This is a genomic window from Chromobacterium sp. IIBBL 290-4 (genome assembly GCF_024207115.1).
Taxonomy (GTDB): Bacteria; Pseudomonadota; Gammaproteobacteria; order Burkholderiales; family Chromobacteriaceae; genus Chromobacterium.
Genome location: NZ_CP100128.1, coordinates 3285794 through 3307488, shown reverse-complemented (window position 1 = coordinate 3307488; position 21695 = coordinate 3285794). Strand labels below are relative to the sequence as shown.

The window sequence follows — 21695 nt, the reverse complement described above, 5'->3', positions numbered from 1 at the left end:
GCATGAATTAACTTGAATTCAAGATAACATTCGTCTTGAATTCAAGGCAAATAAATCTTGAATTCAAGACAAGGAAGGCGCATGTCAATATCGACGGAAGGCGATGCGGTAGACCGGATCCTGCAACAATGGGGAAGAGAAAGACCCGACTTGGACGTCAGTCCGATGGGCGTGATCGGGCGGCTCAGCCGCTGCTCGGCGCTGCTGTCGCAAAGAATGGACGCGGTATTCGAGCAATACGGCTTGAGCGGCTGGGAGTTCGACATGCTGGCCACGCTGCGGCGCAGCGGCGCGCCCTATTGCCTGGCGCCGACCGAGCTGTTTTCATCGCTGATGGTGACGTCCGGCACCATGACCCATAGGTTGAAAGTGCTGGAAGGCAAAGGCTGGATCTCGCGTGAAGCCAGCGCCCAAGACGCGCGCAGCACCTTGGTGCGGCTGAGCGAAACCGGTTTCGCCTTGATAGAGCGCGCGGTGGAAGCGCACGTGGCCAATGAGCACGCCATCTTGGCCGCGCTGCCGGCGCGCAGTCTGGATACCTTGGAGAAACGGCTGATGGAACTGCTGAATGCCTTGGAAGAGGCGTCGGCTGCAAACGGAAAAAAATAGCGCCCGCGCCAATGAAGGACACGCGAAACGGCGGATGAAACTCACATCCGCCGTCCTCCTTAAAAACTCAAAGCCTGGCTGGCGCCCGGATCATGCGGCGCAAGCCACGCCCACCTCGGCGAATGCCTGCTCCACATCCCTTTTGGCGTAGCCGCGCGTTTCCGCCGCCTTGATCACGCCGCAAGCCGCGCTATTGAAAGTGGCAGAGGCCGTCCAATACAAGCGATTGGCGTCGGCGAACACTTCAAAGGCCTTGCGGGTATTCCAGCTTGGCCGGGTGGCAAGCAAGTAAAACGCTTTGTTGTACACCCCGCTGGCAAAGTGCACATCCATGCCGTCTTGGTAATCCTTGGCATGGCTGATCGAGCGGCCATCCTTGCCGGGATCGGCGAAATACCGAGAGGCGTATTCCTTCCTGAATGCCTCCCGCCCCACCAACCAATCGTTCTTGCCGCGCAGATAAAACTCCGCCGCCTCGCCGGCCATGTCGGAAAACGCCTCATTGATGCCGCCGGACTGGCCGGAATACACCAAGCCGGAATTCTGCTCCGTGAAGGCATGATGCGCCTCGTGCGCGATCAAATCGAGCACGGCAAGCGGATATGTGACCCCGGGAATGCCATCTCCGATGGAAATGGACCGGCCATCCCAAAACAGGTTTGCATAATTACGGCCATAGTGAACCCTCACCTGCAATTTGCCGCTCATCAGATTCCCGCCAAACCAGTCCTTATGCATATTCACCAAGGCATTAGCGAAGAAATGGGCGTCATTCAATGGCGAAAACGCGCCATTGACCTCGCCGAAGTTATTCGTCGGGCAAGGGAATTTGAAAACGCTGCCGCCGTTGGTGCCGCCGTTCATATTGATAGTCGCCACCGCTCCGCTGTCCATCTTGCAATCGCTGGTGACAATCAAGGGGCCGTAATCCTTGCCGTAAAAATATTTGCCGGTATAGCCGTTGCCGCCCGGCCCGCCGGCTTCCGCATGCGCCATGCCGTTCCAACGCTTCAGCACCTGTCCGCTATTCGCATCGATGATGAAGCTAGGCCGATCCGCGCCCGCGGCGCCCTCCACCACAAAGGAAACCAGATACACCAGTTGCGCCGAGCCCGACTCGCCCAGCCGAATCGCCAATTCGATTTTCTCGTTGCGCGTAGGGTAGCCATTGGCCGCCAGCGACTTGGCTTGCGCCAGCGCGGCGGCGCTCGAAACCGTTGGGCGAACCGTCGCCAGATCGGCTTCTATGCCCGCGATATAGTTGCCGATAAGCGTAGCAGGCTGTCCAGGCTGCTTTTCCTCGGTGACCGCCTCGCCCCAAACCGGCACGCCTTGATAAAACTGCTGGTAACGCGTCACCACCTTGCCGCCGGGAAACGACGCGCTGCGCACGGGTTTGAAGCCTGCCGGCTCTAAACCGGGAAAAGCGGCGCTGGCCGAGGCGGCCAAATCCACGCGCTGAGCAGCCGCGGCCTCGCCGCAAGCAAACGCCGCCGCGCAGCCGATCAAACCATTCAACAACACCTGGCGAATTTTCATCACAGACTCCTAGTGTTTTTCATGTCGTCAAACGCCCAGGCGCGAGACCCAGGCATGCAACTATAAGAAAACCTGGAGACAAGGTCTTTTATGCTTTATGTCAGTTGATAATAAAAAATAAATTTCAATTAATTGGCATTTACAGGCATCAACCATGAAGAGCCTGCTAGAAGCAAGAATGCCAATCAATGGCAAACCCATTATTCCATTTTGCGAAATAGATTCTTGCCCCCTCCAGACATTCTTCAAACAGGCATTCGCTGGCAAACTATCCGCATCCCCCCTCTGAACCAGGAGCGCCGCCATGACCACGCTGCAGCTGTATGACTTCCCCCTCTCCGGCCACAGCCACCGCGTCCGCTTGATGCTGTCCTTGCTCGGCTTGTCCTATGAAACCGTGCCGGTCAACCTCAGCGCTGGCGAGCAAAAACAGCCCGCCTTCCTCAAGCTCAACCGCTTCGGCCAAGTGCCGGTGCTGGTGGACAAGGGCGAAGCGATAGCGGATTCCAACGCCATCCTGGTCTATCTGGCGCAACGTTACGGCAATGGCGAATGGCTGCCCGAGTCGCCGCTGGCGCAATCCCGTGTTCAGCGCTGGCTGTCCGCGGCCGCGGGCCCGCTAGCGCAAGGAGCCGCGCAGGCCCGGATACACAAGCTCTTCGGCGCTCCGCTAGACTACGGATTGGCTGTCGCCAAAGCGAAAGCCCTGCTGCAGGTGATGGAAGGCGAGCTGGCCGAACGCCCATACCTCGCCGGCGATGCGGTTTCCATCGCCGACATCGCGATGTATACCTACACGGCCCATGCGCCGGAAGGCGGCGTAGCGCTGTCGCCCTTTCCGGCCGTTCTGGCCTGGCTATCCCGCATCCAAGCGTTGCCAGGCTTCGTATCCATGCAAGCCAGCCCCATCGCTGAGCCTGCCTAGCTTGTAGAAACACAAGATGAGCGATAAACACGCCTGCTCGCCCTGGCATCCGGGCGAGCAGGAAATGCAAGAACGCGCCGGCAGCCGGCAGCAGATGGCCGCGACCGGCCCGCGCGTCATCCGCGACCATATGCCGGAACAGCACCGGGAGTTTTTCCGCCAGCTGCCTTTTCTGGCGATGGCGGCGCTGGATGGCGCCGGCCGCCCCTGGGCCGGCATCATCGAAGGCTTGCCCGGTTTCGCCGTCTCGCCGGATGAGCGCGCGCTGCGGTTGAACAGCCTGCCCAGCCCGGCCGACCCGCTGCGCGACTGCCTGCGCCCCGGCGCGGCCGTGGCCTTACTGGGCATAGAGCTGCACACCCGCCGCCGCAACCGGATGAACGGCAAGCTGGCCGAGCTGGATGAAAGCGGCATGACGGTGGCGGTGGAGCAGTCCTTCGGCAATTGCCCCAAATACATCCAATTGCGCGAGTTCCAGTTTGCGCGCGAGCCTGGGCCGCGCATTCTGGGCTCGGTGGAGTGGATGGATGAGCTGGACGAGGACGCGCGCGCCCAAATTAGCGCAGCCGATACGTTCTTCGTCGCCAGCGCCGCGCCCGCCGGCCCGGCAAGCTGGCAAGCCGACATTTCCCACCGCGGCGGCAAACCGGGCTTCGTCAAAGTGGCGGGCGATACGCTGACCATCCCCGATTTCGCGGGCAACGGTTACTTCAACACCCTGGGCAATCTGCTGCTGCACCCGCCCGCCGGACTGTTGTTCATCGATTTTTCCAGCGGCGACACCTTGCAGCTGGCGGGCCGGGCCGAGGTGCTTGACCTCGACGCCGCCTCCGTCTTCGCCGGGGCTGAGCGGCTGTGGACTTTCCGCGTGGAGCGCGTAGTGCGCCGCCGCAACGCATCGGCGCTGCGCTGGACACTGCGCGAGTACTCGCCCTACGCGCTGGCCACCGGCGCCTGGCCGAATGCCGCGCCAGCGCGGCAATGGCTGCCGCTGCGCGTGAGCCGAGTGGAAGACGAAAGCGAAACCGTCCGCTCAATCTATCTGGAACCGGCCGATGGCTCCGTACCGCCGGACTTTCTGCCCGGCCAGCACCTGAGCCTGAAAGTGGCCGGCGTGGATGGCGCGCGCATGCGCAACTACACGCTGTCGCAGACTGGGTCTTACCGCATCAGCGTCAAGCGCCAGGGCAAGGTCTCCGCCCGACTGCATCAACTGGCGCCTGGCGATATTGTGGAAGCGCTGCCGCCGCGCGGCGACTTCACCTTGGCGCGGCTGGATCGCCCTATCGCGCTCTTGGCCGGCGGAATAGGCATCACCCCCATGCTGGCCTTTCTGCATCAATTGACCGAGCATCCCGACGCCATGCCGCCCACGCTGCTGGCCTACGCCACCCGCACGGTGGCCGAGCGCGCTTTCGACGCGGAGCTGGAGGCCTTGCAGGCCAAGGCTGCCGGCAAACTGCGCGTCGTAACGGCAGCCAGCCAGCCTGAAACCGCCCGCCGCCTGGGCATCGACTATCAGCACGCCGGCCATGTGGACATAGCGCTGCTGCGCCGACAGGGCATGCATCTGGATGGCGATGTCTATCTATGCGGCCCGGCGGCCTTCATGCAATCGCTGTACGAACAACTGATCGCAGCCGGCGTGGAAGATTCTCGCATCCATGCCGAAGCCTTCGGCCCCGCCGGGCTGCAACGCGCCGGCCATCAGGCGCCAGCCCTGCCCGCTCCCGCCGATGGCGCAGTGCCGGTGCGCTTCGCCGCCTCCGCGATGGACGCCGAATGGCAACCCGGCCAAAGCCTGCTGGAGCTGGCCGAATCCTGCGGCCTGAATCCGGACTTCAGTTGCCGCGGCGGCAGTTGCGGCAGCTGCCGCGCCGCCCTGCTGTCCGGCCAGGCCACCTATCTGCAAGCGCCGGAATACGCCGCGCAAGCTGGCGAGATTCTGTTGTGCTGCGCCTACCCGGCCGCGGGAGCGGACAAGCTGGAAATCAACCTGTAAGCCGCGGATCGGCGCGCAGCCTTTCGGCCAGATGGTCGATGAAGCGGCGCATCCGCGTCGAGCCGTAGCGGCTTTCCACATGGACGATGTGGATCGGCAGCGGCGCGCTCTCGTATGGCGTCAGCACCCGCTCCAGCTCTCCCGCCGCCAGCGCCTCCGCCACCTGGTAGGACATCACCCGGATCAGGCCGAAACCGCCGCGCGCCGCGTCAATCGCCACGTCATTGCCGCTGACCGTCAGCCGCGGCCTCACCCTTACCCGCCGCTCGCCGTCCGCGCCGAACTTCCACTCCAGCGAGGCCGAGGCGGCGGTGGAGGCGATCACCGTGTGGCTCAGCAAACCTTCAGGCTCCTCCGGCGCGCCATGCCGCGCCAGATAGTCCGGCGCCGCGCACACCAGCCGCCTCACCTCGCCCACCTTGACCGCGCGCAGCGAGGAGTCCGGCAGATGGCCGATGCGCACCGCCGCGTCCAGCCCCTCCTCCATCAGGTTCACCACGTTGTCGCGCAGCTGCGCCGAGACTTCCACCAGCGGGTGCTGGCGCAAAAAATCCAGCACCGCCGGCATCACATACAGCCGGCCGAACAAGACCGGCGCGGTCAGCCGGATCAGCCCGCGCGGCTCGGCGTTGCCGCCCGCCGCCGCCTCTTCCGCCTCATCCAAAGCCGCCAGGATGCGGCGCGCGTCGTCCAGATAGCGCGCGCCGGCCTCGGTTACCCTGACATAGCGCGTGGTGCGGTTCAGCAGGCGCACGCCCAGATTTTCCTCCAGCGCCGCCACCGCGCGCGTCACCGCAGGCGGCGACAGCTTGAGCCTGCGCGCCGCGCCGGCGAAGCCTTCTTCCTCCGCCACGGCGACGAAGACGCTCATCAGGTGGAAACGGTCCATCCGCTATTCCTCATACTGAAATAATCCATTTTAGAAAACAGATATTCTTCCAAAATAAAGAATTTGGCAAAGTACACCCATCGCGGAAACGTTCCGCACCCACCCAGGAGTCTTGCCATGAACCGCATCGCCATCCCCGCCGCCGAGCACATTCCCGTCGCCAGCCAGCCGCTGCTGGCCGCCGTGCAACAACAACTGGGCATGGTGCCCAATCTGATGAAGTTGCTAGCCCACAGCCCGGCCGCGCTGGAAGGTTATCTGTCGCTGAACGGCGCGCTGGGCAAGGGTAAGCTGAGCGCAACGCTGCGCGAACGCATCGCGCTGGCCGTGGCGGAGTTCAACGGCTGCGACTACTGCCTGTCCGCCCACAGCTATCTGGCCAAGCATGTGGCCAAGCTTGGCGATGATGAAATCGCCGCCGCGCGCGACTTCGCCAGCGCCGACGCCAAGTCAGCCGCCGCGCTGCGCTTCGCGCGGAATGTGGCGGAACAGCGCGGCCGCGTGGCCGACGCCGAACTGGCCGCGCTGCGCGGCGCCGGCTTCGACGAAGCGGAAACGCTGGAAATCGTGACCGTGGTGGCGCTGAACATCCTGACCAACTACGTCAACAACGCCGCCGCCACCGCGGTGGACTTCCCGCTGGTCCAGGCCCGCGGCTAATCCCGCCTCCGCCGGGAGCCCCCAGGCTCCCGGCCTTCATATGCCTTCGTTCTTTTATTGTCCATCAGGCTGCTCCATCCGTCCCCATGCCTTAAAATACCCACAAGCATTCCGTTTTCACCGCCCCCCAGCCGCCTGCGCGGCTCCGTTTCCGATGATAGAAAACAATCCGAACATGTTGTTGCTGGCGGTATTCGAGCGCGCCGCGCTGATGCTGATGGCGCTGTTCTTCCTCACCCGCATCCGGCCGTTCCAGGACTTGCTGCGCCAACAGAAGCACACCCCGGCCGAACTGGCCGGCGTGTCGCTGCTATTCTGCCTGTTCGCTGTGTTCAGCACCTATACCGGCATTCCGGTGGACGGCTCGCTGGTCAATGTGCGCACCATCGCCATCCTGGCCGGCGGCATTCTGTTCGGCCCCTGGGTGGGCATCCCCACCGGCATCGTCTCCGGCCTGCACCGCTATTTGATAGACATCCACGGCTATACCTCGCTGCCCTGCCTGATCTCCAGCATCTGCGCCGGCCTCTTGGCCACCGCCATCCACTACCGCGCCGGCCGCCAGCGGCTGTGGCTGTACGGCATCGCCGCCGGCGTCGCCTGCGAAAGCCTGACCATGGCGCTGATATTGTGGTTCACCGCGCCCGCCGTCGGCCACGCCATCGTCGGCCACATCGCCTACCCTATGATCACCGGCACCGTCTGCATCGGCTTGATCATCAAGCTGGTGCAAGACCTGGACGACGAAAAAGAACTATTGGCGGCGCGCCAGGCCAAGCTGGCGCTGACCATCGCCAACCGCACCCTGCCCTATTTCCAGAACGTGGACCGCGACGCGCTGGTGGAAGTATGCACGGTGATCCGCAACCATATCGGCGCCGACGCGGTGGCCATCACCGACACCCGCGACGTGCAGGCCTATGTCGGCCTGGGCAAGGACTATTACGAGCCGGCCGCCCACTCCGCCATCGGCGAGATCACCCGCCGCGCGGTGGAACAGGACCAGATCATCATCGAGAACGACTTGCGGCAATACCGGGTGGCGGACTTTCATTCGGTGATCATCATTCCGCTGCGCGAAAACAGCCGCGTCACCGGCACGCTGAAAATCTTCTTCCGCCAAAGCGGCGGCATCACCGGCTCGCTGCGCGAGCTGGCGCTGGGCCTGTCGCAGCTGATCTCCACCCAGATGGAGGCCTCGCGCATCAAGCAGTTGCAGGAGATGGCGCGCAAAGCCGAGTTCGCCGCGCTGCAAAGCAAGATCAACCCGCACTTCCTGTTCAACGCGCTGAACGCCATTTCCACCTTGATCCGCATCCAGCCGGCCGAGGCGCGGCAGCTGATCGCCAAGCTGGCCGACTATCTGCGCTACAACCTGTCGCTGGGCGACACGCTGATCGACATCCAGGAGGAGCTGAAGCAGGTGCGCGACTACGTGGCCATCGAGCAGGCGCGCTTCGGCAGCAAGCTGTCGGTGGTGTTCGACGTGGACGAAGTCAGCGCGCGCGTGCCCAGCCTGCTGCTGCAGCCTTTGGTGGAAAACGCCATCCTGCACGGCATCCAGCCGCGCAAGGAGCCGGGCGAAGTGCGCATCGCCGTCAAGAAACTGGCCGACCGCATCCGCGTGTCGGTGCGCGACACCGGCTACGGCATCAGCCAGGAGGTGATGGACGGCATCGCCAAAGGCCAGGTGGAAAGCCGCAGCATAGGCCTGTCCAACGTCAACGAACGCATCAAGCTCTTGTACGGCCAAGGCCTGAGGCTGGCCCGGCTGGAACCGGGCACCGAAGTGAGTTTCGAACTGCCGCTGGAGGAGAAGGCATGATCAAGGCGCTGATCGTGGAGGACGAATACCTGGCGCGCGAAGAGCTGGCCTACCTGATCCAGGAGCACAGCTCCATCGAGATCACCGCCAGCGTCGAAGACGGGCTGGAGGCCTTCAAGTTTCTGCAGGAAAACGAAGTGGACGTGGTGTTTCTGGACATCAATATCCCATCGATAGACGGCCTGCTGCTGGCCAAGAACCTGCACAAGACCACGCGGCCGCCGCGCATCGTGTTCGTCACCGCCTACAAAGAATTCGCGGTGGACGCCTTCGAGCTGGAGGCTTTCGACTACATCCTCAAGCCCTATAACGAAACCCGCATCGCCAGCGTGCTGGCCAGGCTGGAGGCGCAAGAGCCGCCCGCCCCAGCGCCGGCCAGCGCCGTGGCTGTCGCGCCGCCGGCGGCCGACAACGCCCCGGTCAGCCGCACCGTCAATCTGGCCAAGGGCGACAGCATCATCGTCACGCCTTGCGACGACATTTATTACGTGGAGGCGGACGAGAAAGTCACCCTGGTCTACACCGCGCGCGACCGCTACGTGATGGCGATGAGCATCAGCGAATTCGTGTCCCGGCTGCCGGCCGACAGCTTCTTCCGCTGCCACCGCTCCTTCTGCGTCAACATCCACAAGATCCGCGAAATCGCGCCCTGGCAAAACAGCACCTACATCATCAAGCTCTACGACCTGAAAACCGAAATCCCGGTCAGCCGCAGCAATATCAAGGCGTTCAGGCAGTTGATGCATCTTTAATCTTAATATTGCTTAGTCCATATAGTCATATGCTTGATTTACGTTAGCACTCGAGACTGGCAAGCTAGGTGAAACATCAATAGCAAATGTTGTACGATGCAAAACACGAGCCATATCATGGTAAACCAGAATGCCAATCATAGTATATTCGACATCCTTACCCGTCGCAGGGCCTACTTGCCTAGTTTCAAACCTCTTACCTACCGCCAAGGACGATTGACAACCTAACTCCTGGCACCCCTCAAAATTCGGTATCACAGGCAAAAGAGTCTTTTCAACAAATTGAAACTTAAAAGAAGATAAAAATGCGGGAGACCTACCTTGATTCCGAAACCTCAAGGAAATGAAGTAATTATTTCGCAGGGAAGGATCAATTGGAGCCCCCTCTCTTCTTACAACCTTTATTTTTTCCAAAAATATCCACGGCCTCTCCAATTTAGAAATCAGCTCAACACTTTTTGTGGCCGCCATTGTTGCCTTAGCAGCATCCTTCATTGATTTACGCATCAATATCAACTGCCATGCAAATAGAACTGCTTGCATTATGGCAACAATAGCCAACACCAATGTAGAATAAGCTGATATGTTATCCGTTTGACTAGACGAATCTGAAGCAAGACTGCAGATAGGAAATATCAAAAACATTACCGCATAGCAAATAGACATACCCCTCCCCAACTCACCGGTTCGCCATCACAAAAATGCAAATTGCATGCAAATTACTCTGCCACAACCAACAAACACTCAAATTAAATATCCACCACCCTTGTTTGGCTAATCAAGAGAAATCTTTGCAAAAAAATACTGATAAGTTGTTACTCACGCTTGCCACCCTGCATTTCATTCCCCCCAATCTGCATTTCATTCCCGCACTGCGCCGCCTCCATAAGTACAAGCTTATAGTCATGCCAACAGTAATGACTTTATAAGCGAGCAGCGCCATGAACGCCTCAAGCAACGCCATCCGCTACCGTACCCTGGCCGGTACCGTCCTCACCCAGTTCGCGCTGGGCTCCGTCTATACCTGGAGCCTGTTCAACGCCCAGCTGTCGCACAAGCTCTCCGAGCCGGTCAGCCAGGTGGCCTTCGCCTTCGGCCTGCTCAGCCTCGCGCTGGCGGTGGCGTCATCGATGGCCGGCAAGCTGCAGGAGCGCTTCGGCGTGCGCAAGGTGGCCATCGCCTCCGGCCTGCTGCTGGGCCTGGGCTTCTACCTGACCTCCCACGCCGGCAGCCTGATCATGCTGTATCTGTGCGCCGGCCTGCTGGTGGGCTTCGCCGACGGCGCCGGCTACCTGATGTCGCTGTCCAACTGCGTGAAATGGTTCCCGGAACGCAAGGGTCTGATCTCGGCCTGCGCCATCGGCGCTTACGGCCTGGGCAGCCTGGGCTTCAAGTTCATCAACCTGGCGCTGCTGTCGCATTTCAGCCTGGAAGCCACTTTCCAGCTGTGGGGCCTGATCGCCATGGCCATGGTGGTGGCAGGCGCCCTGCTGATGACTGACGCGCCCAAGCAAGCCGCCTCCGCGCAAACCGGCGGCAGCCGCGACTTCACGCTGGCCGAGGCGATGCGCCAGCCGCAGTACTGGATGCTGGCGCTGATGTTCCTCACCGTGTGCATGAGCGGCCTGTACGTGATCGGCGTGGCCAAGGACATCGGCGAGAGCTTCGTCCACCTGTCGGCCGCCACCGCCGCCAACGCCGTGGCCGTGATCGCGGTGGCCAATCTGTCCGGCCGCCTGGTGCTGGGCGTGCTGTCCGACAAGATGCCGCGCATCCGCGTCATCACCATCGCCCAGATCGCCGCGCTGGCCGGCATGCTGACCCTGCTGTTCGCCCCGCTCAACGCCGGCCTGTTCTTCGCCGCCATCGCCTGCATAGCCTTCAGCTTCGGCGGCACCATCACCGTCTACCCTTCGCTGGTCAGCGATTTCTTCGGCCTGAACAATCTGACCAAGAACTACGGCGTGATCTACCTGGGCTTCGGCATCGGCAGCATCGTCGGCTCCATCGTGGCCTCGCTGTTCGGCGGCTTCCTCGCCACCTTCCACCTGATTCTGGCGCTGCTGATCGTCGCCCTGCTGTTCTCGCTGACCATCCGCCAGCCGGGCGCAGCCCAGGCCGACAAGGAAGAATTCGACGCCGAACCGCATCTGGGCAAGGCCTGAGCCTCTCCCCTCCCAGACAAGACAAAGCCCCCGGATTCGGGGGCTTTTGCGTGAATGGCGGACACCGCTTTGACGATCAATCAATTTGGCGACAACTTATACAAATGCTGTGAAACCGAACCGATGTGCGCCATCCCCATCAGCGCTAGCCGGCTTCGAAGCCATTTCCGAGGTTTTAAGACGCCGGCTGTTCGACGCCGCGCGACGGTAGCGCGTACTGCTGAGCGAATCAAAGATCCGCACGCATGTAGTTCCGGCGGCTCCTTGGAAATGGCTTTGAAGACGGGGTTTCGACGCGCTGTCGGGGCGGCCTTGGGGTGTCGGGGGGCTGGCCGCGCTGCCCCTGACCCGCCTACTCGGCGGAAGCTGCACCACAAATCATCCCCTCTGCAGACACTACTTGGCATAATGCCCGGCTCAAGCCAGGCTTCCGCCCTACCGCCGCGCCAGCCAGATATCCAACTGTCGGGCAAACGCCTGCCGGTCCGCCTGGCTCAAAGGCGGCGGGCCTTCGGTCTGGATGCCGCTGGCGCGCAGATTGTCCATGAAGTCGCGCATCGTCAGCTGGGCGGCGATGGTTTCCTTGGAAAACGCCTCGCCGCGCCAGTTCAACGCCTGCGCGCCCTTGGCCAGCACCTCGGAAGCCAGCGGAATGTCGCCGGTGATCAGCAAATCGGTAGCCTCGATGCGGCGGGCGATTTCATTATCGGCCACGTCGAAGCCCTTGGGCACTTGCAGCGCGCGGATATTCGGCGCCTTGGGCACCGCCAGCAGCTGATTGGCGACCAACACCAGCTCCACGCCGGTGCGCTGCGCCGCGCGGAACAGCACTTCCCGTATCACCTTGGGACAGGCGTCGGCATCCACCCAGATCGTCATCGCGTTTCTTTCTTCATTTACATAGCCGGCCATGATACCCGCCCTTGTCCATGACGGGAGAAAGCGCTATGCTGCGCGCCCGCCAAAATGCCAAGGAGATAGAAAATGATCAGCGTCGACATAGCCGGCGTCCGCTTCAATCTGCGCGCCGGCGCCATCATCGAGCATGAGGGCAAAGTCTTGCTGCACCGCCTGATCCGCGATGATTTCTGGACCCTGCCCGGCGGCCGGGTCGAACCCGATGAAGACGCGCCCAAAACGGTTGAGCGGGAAATGCTTGAAGAGCTGGGCGAAGCCGTGCGTTGCGGCAACTTGGTGATGCTGATAGAAAACTTCTTCAGCGCGGGCGGCCAGCGCAACCATGAGCTGGGCTTGTATTTCCAGACCCATCTGGCCGTCGACTCCGCGCTGCCCGACCTCGCCACGCCGTTCGCAATCGAAGACGGCGGCGCGCGCCTGGAGTTCGACTGGTTCAGCCGCGAGCAGCTCGGCGAGCTGCGCATCCTGCCGCTGCCCATGAAAGACATGCTGATCAGCGCGGAGCGCAGCCTACGCCATGTGATCAATCGCGAATAAGCGCCCGTCGTACTCAACCGACTCCTCATCATGGCGACATATTGACGCTTACGTAAACGTAAGCGATGATGTGTTCATCAGGCGCCGCCAGCCGCGCCGCATGCACAAACGAGGAGAACCCCATGTACAGCAGCCTGCGCTTCGCCTTCGGCGAGACTTACGACCTCCTGCGCGAATCGGTGCGTGACTTCGCCGAACGCGAGATCGCCCCGCGCGCCGCCGCCATCGACCAGGACAATCTGTTCCCGGCCGATCTGTGGCGCAAGTTCGGCGAGCTGGGCTTACTCGGCATCACCGTCAGCGAGCAGTACGGCGGCGTGGACATGGGCTACCTCGCCCACATGATCGCCATGGAAGAAATCAGCCGCGCCAGCGCCTCGGTGGGCCTGTCCTACGGCGCGCACTCCAATCTGTGCGTCAACCAGATCTACAAGAACGGCAACGACGCCCAGCGCGCGAAATACCTGCCCAAGCTGGTCTCCGGCGAGCACGTCGGCGCGCTGGCGATGTCCGAGCCCAATGCCGGCTCCGACGTGGTCAGCATGAAGCTGAAGGCCGACAAGACCGACGGCGGCTACCTGCTCAACGGCAGCAAGATGTGGATCACCAACGGCGGCGACGCCGACACGCTGGTGGTGTACGCCAAAACCGACGTCAACGCCGGCCCGCGCGGCATCACCGCCTTCATCATCGAAAAGAACTTTGCCGGCTTCAGCCACGGCAGCAAGCTGGACAAGCTGGGCATGCGCGGCTCCAACACCTACCCGATCTTCTTCGACAACTGTTTCGTGCCGGAAGAGAACGTGCTGGGCGGCGAAGGCAATGGCGTGAAAGTGCTGATGAGCGGTCTGGATTACGAGCGCTCGGTGCTGGCCGCCGGCCCCTTGGGCATCATGCAGGCCAGCCTGGACATCGTGGTGCCCTATTTGAACGACCGCACCCAGTTCGGCCAGCCCATCGGCGACTTCCAGCTGATGCAGGGCAAGCTGGCCGACATGTACGTCAAGCTGTCCGCCAGCCGCGCCTATGTCTACGCCGTGGGCCAGGCGCTGGACCGCGGCGAAACCGGCCGCCAGACCCGCAAGGACGCCGCCGGCGCCATTCTGTACGCGGCCGAGAACGCCACCCAGCTGGCGCTGGACGCCATCCAGTGCCTGGGCGGCAACGGCTACATCAACGAATACGCTACCGGCCGCCTGCTGCGCGACGCCAAGCTGTACGAGATCGGCGCCGGCACCAGCGAGATCCGCCGCTGGCTGATCGGCCGCGAACTGATGGCCGAAACCCGATAAGCATGGTGGCTAAATCGTCCGATACGGCGTTGCGCCGACTGGCCGTACGATTTGTACGGTCTGCGGCGGCGCGCCTTGCCTCGGACGATTTTTCCAACCCTGCCCCGGCCATACCGAGGAAAACCAAAACATGACCGCCGCCGAACGCATCGTCCAGGCTCAGCTGGACGCCTACAACGCCCGCAATCTCGAGGCGTTCGCCGCCTGCTACGCCGAGGACGTCAAGGTTTACCGCCTGCCGGCCATGACACTGAGCCTGAATGGCCGCGCCGCGCTGGCCGACCACTACGCCAGCAAGCGCTTCAACCTGCCCAAGCTGCACGCCGCGCTGCTGCACCGCATCGTCCAGGGCAGCCGCGTCATCGACCACGAAGACGTGACGCTGGACGGCGAAAACCGCCTGCGCGCGGTCGCCATCTACGACGTCAATGCCGATGGATTGATCGCCGCGGTGTGGTTCGTCGACGCCGAATGACAAGGTAAAAGAACATGCCCATCCTCGAATCCAAGCTGTCGCCGCGCGCCGCGGACTTCGTCGCCAACGCCGACCGGATGCGCGCGCTGGTGGACGATCTGAAACAGAAAGTCGCCCAGGCGGCCTTGGGCGGCGGCGAGAAAGCCCGCGCCAAACACACCGCGCGCGGCAAGCTGCTGCCCCGCGAGCGCATCGATCTGCTGCTCGACCCCGGCGCGCCGTTTCTGGAGCTGTCCCAGCTGGCAGCCTACGGCATGTATGGCGACGACGCGCCCGGCGCGGGCATGATCGCCGGCATCGGCCGCATTTCGGGCATCGACTGCCTGATCATCGCCAACGACGCCACCGTCAAGGGCGGCACCTATTACCCGATGACGGTGAAAAAGCATTTGCGCGCGCAGGAAATCGCCCGCGACAACCGCTTGCCCTGCGTCTACCTGGTGGACTCCGGCGGCGCCTTCCTGCCGCTGCAGGACGAGGTGTTCCCGGACCGCGATCACTTCGGCCGCATCTTCTACAATCAGGCCAATCTGTCCGCCGCCGGCATTCCGCAGATCGCGGTGGTGATGGGCAGCTGCACCGCCGGCGGCGCCTATGTGCCGGCGATGAGCGACGAAACCGTCATTGTCAAGGAACAGGGCACCATCTTCCTGGGCGGCCCACCGCTGGTGCGGGCGGCCACCGGCGAGGTGGTCAGCGCCGAAGAATTGGGCGGCGGCGATGTACACACAAAAATCTCCGGCGTGGCCGACCACCTGGCCCAGAACGATGCCCACGCGCTGGCCATCGCCCGCCGCATCGTGTCGGACCTGAACTGGAAGAAGCAAGGCGAGCTGGACCGCGCCGATCCCAAGCCGCCGCGCTACGCCGCGGACGAGATCTACGGCGTGATCCCGGCTGATCCAAAAAAACCGTTCGACGTGCGCGAGATCATCGCCCGCCTGGTCGACGATTCGGACTTCGACGAGTTCAAGCAGAACTACGGGACGACTTTGGTGACCGGCTTCGCCCGCCTCAACGGCTACCGCGTCGGCATCCTCGCCAACAACGGCATTTTGTTCTCCGAATCCGCGCTGAAAGGCGCGCACTTCGTCGAGCTATGCTGCCAGCGCGGCATTCCGCTGATCTTCCTGCAGAACATCACCGGCTTCATGGTGGGCAAGAAGTACGAAAACGGCGGCATCGCCAAGGACGGCGCCAAGCTGGTGACAGCGGTGGCCTGCGCCAAGGTGCCCAAGTTCACCGTGCTGATAGGCGGCAGCTTCGGCGCCGGCAACTACGGCATGTGCGGCCGCGCCTACTCGCCGCGCTTCCTGTGGATGTGGCCGAACAGCCGCATCTCGGTGATGGGCGGCGAACAGGCCGCCGGCGTGCTGGCCCAGGTGAAAAAGGAGCAATTGGGCGATGCCTTCACGGCTGAGCAGGAAGAGGCCCTGAAGGCCCCGGTGCGCCAGCAATACGAAGAACAGGGCCACCCCTACTACGCCAGCGCGCGGCTGTGGGACGACGGCGTGATCGACCCGGCCCAGACCCGCGACGTGCTCGCGCTGGGGCTGGAGGCCGCGCTGTCGGCTCCGGTCGAAGCCACGCGCTTCGGCGTGTTCCGGATGTAAGGAGCGCAGAATGAGCTACACCATGCTGCAAATCGAGCAAATCGGCAAGGTGGCCACCGTCTGGCTGAACCGCCCCGAGCTGCACAACGCGCTCAACGAGGTGCTGATCGCCGAGCTGACCGAGGCGATGCGCCAGTTGAACCGCGACGAGGCGGTGCGCGTCATCGTGCTGGCCGGCCGCGGCAAAAGCTTCTGCGCCGGCGCCGACCTGGACTGGATGCGCCGCGCCGCCGGCTACAGCGAGCAGGAAAACCTGGCCGACGCGCAAAAGCTGGCCGCCATGCTCAAAGCCATTTACCGCAGCGCCAAGCCGGTGATCGCCCGCATCCACGGCGCGGCCATGGCCGGCGGCACCGGCCTCGCGGCGGTCTGCGACATCGCCATCGCCACCGACGCCGCCAAGTTCGCGCTGACCGAGGTGCGGCTGGGCCTGATCCCGGCCACCATCGGCCCGTATGTGGCCGACGCGATAGGCTGGCGCCAGGCTCGGCGCTATTTCCTGTCCGCCGAACGCATCGCCGCCGCCGCCGCTTTGCAATTGGGCCTGGTTCACGAGCTGGTCAGCGAAGCGCTGCTGGACGCGCGCGTGGCCGAAATCGCCGAAGAGCTGGCCAAGGGCGCGCCGGGCGCGCTGCGCGAAGCCAAGCAGCTGCTGGCCGAACTGCGCGAAGGCTCGCCGTGGGACGACGCGCTGCTGGAGCACACCGCCGGCCGCATCGCCTCCATCCGCGCCGGCGACGAGGCGCGCGAGGGACTGGCCTCGTTCTTCGAAAAACGCGCGCCGAAGTGGCAGGAATAAAGATGGATAGGCGGCGGCTTCACCCCCTCTCCCCCAGCCCCTCTCCCGCAAGGGGAGAGGGGAGCCATCGAGCGTCGGCCACGCTTAGGCTGCTGAACGCGTTTGAAGCGGCAGACCAGTCGATCCATGCCGCCAATGCCCCCTCTTCCCTCTCGGCAGCGGGGCTCGGCCAAACTCCAGCTAGTTTCGGCAAACAAACTCGCTTTGCGATGAGGACAGGTCCAACAACGCCGCTCATAGCCCCTCTCCCCACTCGGGAGAAGAGCTCAGTCAAGCTCCGACAAGGTTTTGCCAAGCAAACACGCTTAGCGAAGAAGACAGGTCCAACAGCGCCGCTCGTAGCCCCTCTCCCCTCGCGGGAGAAGAGCTCAGTCAAGCTCCGACAAGGTTTTGCCAAGCAAACATGCTTAGCGAAGAAGACAGTTCCAACAGCGCCGCGCATAGCCCCTCTCCCCACTCGGGAGAAGAGCTCAGTCAAGCTCCGACAAGGTTTTGCCAAGCAAACATGCTTAGCGAAGAAGACAGCTCCAACAGCGCCGTTCATAGCCCCTCTCCCCTCGCGGGAGAGGGGTTCGGGAGAGGGGGCCGATGCCGCTCTCTCATCCACAACCAGACAACGCCCAACTGGCAGACCATGAAAGATTGCCATGTTCAATAAAATACTGATCGCCAACCGCGGCGACCAGCAGCCGCAAGGCTGCGCAGCTGCGCAGCAAAATCGCCTGATGGCGCGCACGCGCCGGGGCGGTTTCGCCGCGGGAGACCGCCATGTTCAATAAGATATTGATCGCCAACCGCGGTGAAATCGCCTGCCGCGTCATCAAGACCGCCAAGGCCTTGGGCATCGCCACCGTCGCCGTCTATTCCGACGCCGACGCCGACGCCCGCTTCGTCAAGCTGGCCGACGAGGCCTACCGCCTCGGCCCGGCGCCGGCCGCCGAATCCTATCTGCGCGCCGACCTGATCCTGGCCATCGCCCGGCAGAGCGGCGCCCAGGCGGTGCACCCCGGCTACGGTTTTCTGTCCGAGAACGAGGACTTCGCCGCCGCCTGCGAGGCCGCCGGCATCGCCTTCATCGGCCCGCCGGCCTCGGCCATCGCGGCGATGGGCAGCAAATCCGCCGCCAAGGCGCTGATGGAGAAGGCCGGCGTGCCGCTGGTGCCCGGCTACCACGGCGACGACCAGGACCCGGCGTTGCTGCAGAAGCAAGCCGACGCCATCGGCTACCCGGTGCTGATCAAGGCCAGCGCCGGCGGCGGCGGCAAGGGCATGCGCATCGTTGAAAAGAGCGAAGACTTCGCCGCCGCCCTCGCCTCCTGCCAGCGCGAGGCGCGCGCCAGCTTCGGCGACGACAAGGTGCTGGTGGAGAAATACCTGACCCGTCCGCGCCACGTCGAGATTCAAGTCTTCGCCGACAAACTGGGCGGCTGCGTCTACCTGTTCGAGCGCGACTGCTCGGTGCAGCGCCGCCACCAGAAAGTGCTGGAAGAAGCGCCGGCCCCGCACCTGCCGCAAGCCACCCGCGAGGCGATGGGCGAAGCCGCCGTGGCCGCCGCGCGCGCGGTGGGCTATGTCGGCGCCGGCACGGTCGAGTTCATCATGGATGTCGACTCCGGCAAGTTCTACTTCATGGAGATGAACACCCGGCTGCAGGTGGAACACCCAGTGACCGAGATGATCACCGGCCAGGACCTGGTGGCCTGGCAGCTGGCCGTCGCCGCAGGCGGCGCGCTGCCGCTGGCGCAGGAACAGCTGGCGATACGCGGCCACGCCCTCGAGGCCCGCATCTACGCCGAGGACCCGGACAAGGGCTTTCTGCCGTCCACCGGCACGCTGGTCCACCTGGCCACGCCGGCCGAAACCGCCCATGTGCGCATAGACACCGGTGTGGAACAGGGCGACGCTATCTCGCCTTTCTACGACCCGATGATCGCCAAGCTGATTGTCTGGGGCGAAACCCGCGAGGCGGCGCTCAGGCAGATGGACGCCGCGCTGGCGCAGTACCAGATCGTCGGCCTGTCCAGCAATGTGTCTTTCCTGCGCCGCATCGTCAGCCATCCCAGCTTCGCCAGCGGCAATGTCGATACCGGCCTGATCGCCCGCCACCACGACGCGCTGCTGCCGCCGCCCGCTGCGCCGACAGCCCGCCAACTAGCGTTACTGGCATTGGCCGAGGCGCTGGCGCAACAAGCGCCCTACCCCGCACCGGCCGGCTGGCGCTTGAACGGCGAGCAAACGCGGCGCTTCTCCTTCCGCCAAGATGAAGAAGAGCACACGGCGACGCTGCGCCATCAGGCGGACGGCTTCATCGTCGCCGTAGACGGGCAATCGTTCGCCGCCCGCGCGCGATTGCAAGGCTCGCAACTATTGGCCGTGTTGGATGGCTCCGCGATCAAAGCCACTGTGGCGCGCCACGGCGCTCAGCGCGTGCTGTTCGAAAACGGCGAGCGTCTAGCCGTGGAATGGGTGGACCCCTACGCCTACGCCGAACTGGGCGTACACGGCGAAACCCACCTCAAGGCACCGATGCCGGGCCGGGTGGTGGCGCTGCTGGCCGAGATCGGCGAGAAAGTCGCCAAGGGCTCTCCATTGCTGATTCTGGAAGCGATGAAGATGGAGCACACCATCACCGCCCCCGGCGACGGCGTGGTGCAGGATTTCTACTTTGCCGCCGGCGAGCAAGTGAACGATGGTGACGAACTGGTAGATTTTACCGCAGAATGACTTTGTCATTTACAGGTAAGCAAATGGGATTAATATGCACATCGCCCTGGAAAATATTCGCAAGCTTCAGCACAGCGGCCAAACCGAGCAAGCGCTGCGACAGGCGCGCGAGCTGTTGAGCCATCAGCCGCAGCACGCCGACCTGCACTATCTCACCGCCAGCCTGCACGACAGCCGAGGCGAGGAGGCTGCTGCCATTCCGCATTATCTGCAAGCGCTGGAGCTGGGTTTGAGCGGCGCGGATGCCGCCGGCGCTTGGCTGGGCCTGGGCAGCAGCTACCGCGCGCTCGGCAAGTTCCAAGAAGCGGAGCAAGCATTGTTGGAGGGCTTGCATCACTTCCCTGCAGACCTGCCGCTGCAAACCTTCTTGGCGATGGCCCGCTATAACCTGGGCAAGCATAAACTGGCGACGGAATCCTTGTTGACGCTGCTGGCGCAGACCAGCGTCGATGAAGACATTCGCCGTTATGAGCGAGCAATACGCTTCTACGCCCAAGATCTGGATAAAACCTGGTAAACCCAGCCTGCGAGCGGAGGACTACGCGATGGACCCCATCATCATCGATCACCCCGGCCTGGCTCTGGTGGGCTATAGCATCGCCACTCGCAAGCAGGGCGACGAAAATCTCCAACAGATTCCCGCTTTTTGGGATGACTATGCCGCCAGGCTGCGCCAGCCGCTGCTGGCCGCTTTGCAACGCCCTCATGCGCCGGAGTACGGCGTGGTATGCGATTTCGACTCCGCCAGCGAACGTTTCCGCTACCTGATCGCCATGGAATGCCCGGATGAGCGCGCGCTGCCGGAAGGCTGCGAACGCCGCCGCATCGCGCCGGCCAAGTATGCCGTGTTCAGCACGCCGCCAGCGGCCGCGGCGGACTTTGGCCAGGCCATCGCGCGGACGTGGCAACACATCTATCAGGAATGGCTGCCTTCATCCTCCAAATGGCGGCACGGGCCCGGCGAAACCTTTGAGCGCTACGACAGCCGCTGCGCGCCCGGCCAGGAAACGCTGCAAATGGACATTTACATTCCCGTTCAATCCAAGCGCTAAGAAACCAGAGCCATGCAAAGCGTCAAAATCGTTGAAGTCGGCCCGCGCGACGGGCTGCAGAATGAAAAGCAGACCGTCAGCGTCGCGGCCAAGCTGGAACTGATCCGCCGCCTGGCCGCCAGCGGCTTGAGCGCGATAGAGGCCGGCGCCTTCGTCTCGCCCAAGTGGGTGCCGCAAATGGCTGGCAGCGCCGAAGTGCTGGCCGGGCTGGACCTGGCCGGCGCCATCGCCTATCCGGTGCTGGTGCCCAACGACAAGGGGCTGGACGCGGCGCTGGAGGCCGGCGCACGCGAAATCGCGGTATTCGGCGCCGCCAGCGAAAGCTTCAGCCAGAAGAACATCAACGCCAGCATCGCCGAAAGCCTGCAACGCTTCGCAAGCGTGACGCGGCGCGCGCTGGACGCCGGCATCAAGGTGCGCGGTTATGTGTCCTGCGTGGTCGGCTGCCCTTACGAAGGCAGGATAGAGCCGCAAAAGGTGGCTGATGTGGCCAAGGCGCTGGCCGAGCTGGGCTGCTATGAAATTTCGCTGGGCGACACCATAGGCGTGGGCACGCCGGCCTCGGTGCGCGCCATGCTGGATCACGTATTGAAAGTATTGCCGGCCGACCAACTAGCCGGCCATTACCACGACACCTACGGCATGGCCATCGCCAATATCCGCGCCTCGCTGGATGCCGGGCTGCGAGTGTTCGACGCCTCGGTAGCCGGTTTGGGCGGCTGCCCCTACGCCAAGGGCGCATCCGGCAATGTCGCCACCGAGGATGTCGCCTATCTGCTCGCCGGCGAGGGCTACCACACTGGCATCGATCTGACTAAACTGGTGGCCGCCGCCTGGCATATCAGCGACGCGCTGGGCAAGCCGCCCGCGTCCAAGCTCGCGCACGCACTCGGCCGCCAGGACTGACCACACACCGGCC

At 63.3% G+C, this 21695-nt stretch carries 21 protein-coding genes; 17 read left to right on the top strand and 4 right to left on the bottom strand.

The window, feature by feature from the left end; all coding sequences use genetic code 11:
• The first annotated feature begins 81 nt into the window (after positions 1-81).
• Positions 82-609 (top strand): MarR family winged helix-turn-helix transcriptional regulator, encoded by a 528-nt coding sequence (locus NKT35_RS15480; RefSeq protein WP_254294559.1) that lies wholly within the window; start codon positions 82-84, stop codon positions 607-609.
• A 90-nt stretch (positions 610-699) separates the two neighbouring features.
• Here the strand turns inward: NKT35_RS15480 and NKT35_RS15475 are convergent, their stop codons facing one another.
• Positions 700-2148 (bottom strand): M4 family metallopeptidase, encoded by a 1449-nt coding sequence (locus NKT35_RS15475; protein WP_254294557.1) that lies wholly within the window; start codon positions 2146-2148, stop codon positions 700-702.
• A 304-nt stretch (positions 2149-2452) separates the two neighbouring features.
• Here NKT35_RS15475 and NKT35_RS15470 point away from each other — a divergent pair, with 304 nt between their 5' ends.
• The gene (locus NKT35_RS15470) at positions 2453-3073 is read left to right on the top strand and encodes a glutathione S-transferase family protein (RefSeq protein WP_254294555.1); all 621 of its coding nucleotides are present in this window, start codon (positions 2453-2455) and stop codon (positions 3071-3073) included.
• A gap of 16 nt (positions 3074-3089) precedes the next feature.
• The gene (locus NKT35_RS15465) at positions 3090-5075 is read left to right on the top strand and encodes a 2Fe-2S iron-sulfur cluster-binding protein (protein WP_254294553.1); all 1986 of its coding nucleotides are present in this window, start codon (positions 3090-3092) and stop codon (positions 5073-5075) included.
• Here the strand turns inward: NKT35_RS15465 and NKT35_RS15460 are convergent.
• Positions 5065-5964: a LysR family transcriptional regulator gene (locus tag NKT35_RS15460; protein WP_254294551.1), complete on the bottom strand. Its 900-nt coding sequence runs from the start codon at positions 5962-5964 to the stop codon at positions 5065-5067. The genes NKT35_RS15465 and NKT35_RS15460 overlap by 11 nt on opposite strands.
• A 117-nt stretch (positions 5965-6081) precedes the next feature.
• Between NKT35_RS15460 and NKT35_RS15455 the strand changes: the two genes are divergently transcribed.
• From NKT35_RS15455 to NKT35_RS15445, 3 genes are all read left to right on the top strand, one after another.
• Positions 6082-6624, top strand: a complete 543-nt coding sequence (locus NKT35_RS15455) for a carboxymuconolactone decarboxylase family protein (protein ID WP_254294549.1) — start codon at positions 6082-6084, stop codon at positions 6622-6624.
• A gap of 154 nt (positions 6625-6778) precedes the next feature.
• Positions 6779-8449, top strand: coding sequence for a sensor histidine kinase (locus NKT35_RS15450; RefSeq protein WP_254294547.1), 1671 nt, complete (start codon positions 6779-6781; stop codon positions 8447-8449).
• Positions 8446-9201: a LytR/AlgR family response regulator transcription factor gene (locus NKT35_RS15445; RefSeq protein ID WP_305883433.1), complete on the top strand. Its 756-nt coding sequence runs from the start codon at positions 8446-8448 to the stop codon at positions 9199-9201. Before NKT35_RS15450 ends, NKT35_RS15445 begins: the two co-directional genes overlap by 4 nt.
• 12 nt (positions 9202-9213) lie before the next feature.
• On the opposite strand, the gene NKT35_RS15440 is transcribed toward NKT35_RS15445, so the two are convergent.
• A complete protein-coding gene (locus NKT35_RS15440; RefSeq protein WP_254294545.1) occupies positions 9214-9867 on the bottom strand; it encodes a hypothetical protein in 654 nt (217 codons plus the stop codon).
• 275 nt (positions 9868-10142) lie between these two features.
• Between NKT35_RS15440 and NKT35_RS15435 the strand changes: the two genes are divergently transcribed.
• Positions 10143-11366, top strand: a complete 1224-nt coding sequence (locus NKT35_RS15435) for an L-lactate MFS transporter (RefSeq protein ID WP_254294543.1) — start codon at positions 10143-10145, stop codon at positions 11364-11366.
• 435 nt (positions 11367-11801) lie between these two features.
• Here the strand turns inward: NKT35_RS15435 and NKT35_RS15430 are convergent, their stop codons facing one another.
• Entirely contained in the window at positions 11802-12278 is a 477-nt protein-coding gene (locus NKT35_RS15430; RefSeq protein WP_254294541.1) for a YaiI/YqxD family protein, read from the bottom strand.
• Positions 12279-12350: 72 nt separating this feature from the next.
• On the opposite strand from NKT35_RS15430, the gene NKT35_RS15425 reads away from it, so the two are divergent.
• The 10 genes from NKT35_RS15425 (at position 12351) to NKT35_RS15385 (ending at position 21682) form a co-directional block, all read left to right on the top strand.
• Entirely contained in the window at positions 12351-12821 is a 471-nt protein-coding gene (locus NKT35_RS15425) for an NUDIX hydrolase (RefSeq protein WP_254294538.1), read from the top strand.
• 122 nt (positions 12822-12943) lie between these two features.
• Complete coding sequence (locus NKT35_RS15420; RefSeq protein WP_254294536.1) at positions 12944-14113, top strand: isovaleryl-CoA dehydrogenase; 1170 nt, start codon at positions 12944-12946, stop codon at positions 14111-14113.
• A 130-nt stretch (positions 14114-14243) separates the two neighbouring features.
• Complete coding sequence (locus NKT35_RS15415) at positions 14244-14588, top strand: nuclear transport factor 2 family protein (RefSeq protein WP_231162445.1); 345 nt, start codon at positions 14244-14246, stop codon at positions 14586-14588.
• Between the two features lie 14 nt (positions 14589-14602).
• Positions 14603-16201, top strand: a complete 1599-nt coding sequence (locus NKT35_RS15410) for a carboxyl transferase domain-containing protein (RefSeq protein ID WP_254294534.1) — start codon at positions 14603-14605, stop codon at positions 16199-16201.
• Positions 16202-16211: 10 nt separating this feature from the next.
• Complete coding sequence (locus tag NKT35_RS15405; protein WP_254294532.1) at positions 16212-17000, top strand: enoyl-CoA hydratase/isomerase family protein; 789 nt, start codon at positions 16212-16214, stop codon at positions 16998-17000.
• A gap of 647 nt (positions 17001-17647) precedes the next feature.
• On the top strand, positions 17648-17779 hold the full coding sequence (locus NKT35_RS24055) for a hypothetical protein (protein WP_256493407.1): 132 nt from the start codon (positions 17648-17650) through the stop codon (positions 17777-17779).
• A complete protein-coding gene (locus NKT35_RS15400) occupies positions 17769-19724 on the top strand; it encodes an acetyl-CoA carboxylase biotin carboxylase subunit (protein ID WP_254294530.1) in 1956 nt (651 codons plus the stop codon). The genes NKT35_RS24055 and NKT35_RS15400 overlap by 11 nt, the downstream gene beginning before the upstream one ends.
• A gap of 34 nt (positions 19725-19758) precedes the next feature.
• Positions 19759-20241: a tetratricopeptide repeat protein gene (locus NKT35_RS15395; protein WP_254294528.1), complete on the top strand. Its 483-nt coding sequence runs from the start codon at positions 19759-19761 to the stop codon at positions 20239-20241.
• Positions 20242-20269: 28 nt separating this feature from the next.
• Positions 20270-20776: a GyrI-like domain-containing protein gene (locus NKT35_RS15390; RefSeq protein WP_254294526.1), complete on the top strand. Its 507-nt coding sequence runs from the start codon at positions 20270-20272 to the stop codon at positions 20774-20776.
• A 12-nt stretch (positions 20777-20788) separates the two neighbouring features.
• Positions 20789-21682 carry a hydroxymethylglutaryl-CoA lyase gene (locus NKT35_RS15385; RefSeq protein WP_254294524.1) on the top strand — a complete coding sequence of 298 codons (894 nt, stop codon included), beginning with the start codon at positions 20789-20791 and terminating at the stop codon, positions 21680-21682.
• The last annotated feature ends 13 nt before the right edge of the window (positions 21683-21695 follow it).

Excerpts from the sequence above, each read along its gene's own strand:
- NKT35_RS15480 (WP_254294559.1), top strand. The coding sequence starts at position 82 with ATGTCAATATCGACGGAAGGCGATGCGGTAGACCGGATCCTGCAACAA.
- NKT35_RS15475 (WP_254294557.1), bottom strand. The coding sequence starts at position 2,148 with ATGAAAATTCGCCAGGTGTTGTTGAATGGTTTGATCGGCTGCGCGGCG.
- NKT35_RS15470 (WP_254294555.1), top strand. The coding sequence starts at position 2,453 with ATGACCACGCTGCAGCTGTATGACTTCCCCCTCTCCGGCCACAGCCAC.
- NKT35_RS15465 (WP_254294553.1), top strand. The coding sequence starts at position 3,090 with ATGAGCGATAAACACGCCTGCTCGCCCTGGCATCCGGGCGAGCAGGAA.
- NKT35_RS15460 (WP_254294551.1), bottom strand. The coding sequence starts at position 5,964 with ATGGACCGTTTCCACCTGATGAGCGTCTTCGTCGCCGTGGCGGAGGAA.
- NKT35_RS15455 (WP_254294549.1), top strand. The coding sequence starts at position 6,082 with ATGAACCGCATCGCCATCCCCGCCGCCGAGCACATTCCCGTCGCCAGC.
- NKT35_RS15450 (WP_254294547.1), top strand. The coding sequence starts at position 6,779 with ATGATAGAAAACAATCCGAACATGTTGTTGCTGGCGGTATTCGAGCGC.
- NKT35_RS15445 (WP_305883433.1), top strand. The coding sequence starts at position 8,446 with ATGATCAAGGCGCTGATCGTGGAGGACGAATACCTGGCGCGCGAAGAG.
- NKT35_RS15440 (WP_254294545.1), bottom strand. The coding sequence starts at position 9,867 with ATGTCTATTTGCTATGCGGTAATGTTTTTGATATTTCCTATCTGCAGT.
- NKT35_RS15435 (WP_254294543.1), top strand. The coding sequence starts at position 10,143 with ATGAACGCCTCAAGCAACGCCATCCGCTACCGTACCCTGGCCGGTACC.
- NKT35_RS15430 (WP_254294541.1), bottom strand. The coding sequence starts at position 12,278 with ATGGCCGGCTATGTAAATGAAGAAAGAAACGCGATGACGATCTGGGTG.
- NKT35_RS15425 (WP_254294538.1), top strand. The coding sequence starts at position 12,351 with ATGATCAGCGTCGACATAGCCGGCGTCCGCTTCAATCTGCGCGCCGGC.
- NKT35_RS15420 (WP_254294536.1), top strand. The coding sequence starts at position 12,944 with ATGTACAGCAGCCTGCGCTTCGCCTTCGGCGAGACTTACGACCTCCTG.
- NKT35_RS15415 (WP_231162445.1), top strand. The coding sequence starts at position 14,244 with ATGACCGCCGCCGAACGCATCGTCCAGGCTCAGCTGGACGCCTACAAC.
- NKT35_RS15410 (WP_254294534.1), top strand. The coding sequence starts at position 14,603 with ATGCCCATCCTCGAATCCAAGCTGTCGCCGCGCGCCGCGGACTTCGTC.
- NKT35_RS15405 (WP_254294532.1), top strand. The coding sequence starts at position 16,212 with ATGAGCTACACCATGCTGCAAATCGAGCAAATCGGCAAGGTGGCCACC.
- NKT35_RS24055 (WP_256493407.1), top strand. The coding sequence starts at position 17,648 with ATGTTCAATAAAATACTGATCGCCAACCGCGGCGACCAGCAGCCGCAA.
- NKT35_RS15400 (WP_254294530.1), top strand. The coding sequence starts at position 17,769 with ATGTTCAATAAGATATTGATCGCCAACCGCGGTGAAATCGCCTGCCGC.
- NKT35_RS15395 (WP_254294528.1), top strand. The coding sequence starts at position 19,759 with ATGCACATCGCCCTGGAAAATATTCGCAAGCTTCAGCACAGCGGCCAA.
- NKT35_RS15390 (WP_254294526.1), top strand. The coding sequence starts at position 20,270 with ATGGACCCCATCATCATCGATCACCCCGGCCTGGCTCTGGTGGGCTAT.
- NKT35_RS15385 (WP_254294524.1), top strand. The coding sequence starts at position 20,789 with ATGCAAAGCGTCAAAATCGTTGAAGTCGGCCCGCGCGACGGGCTGCAG.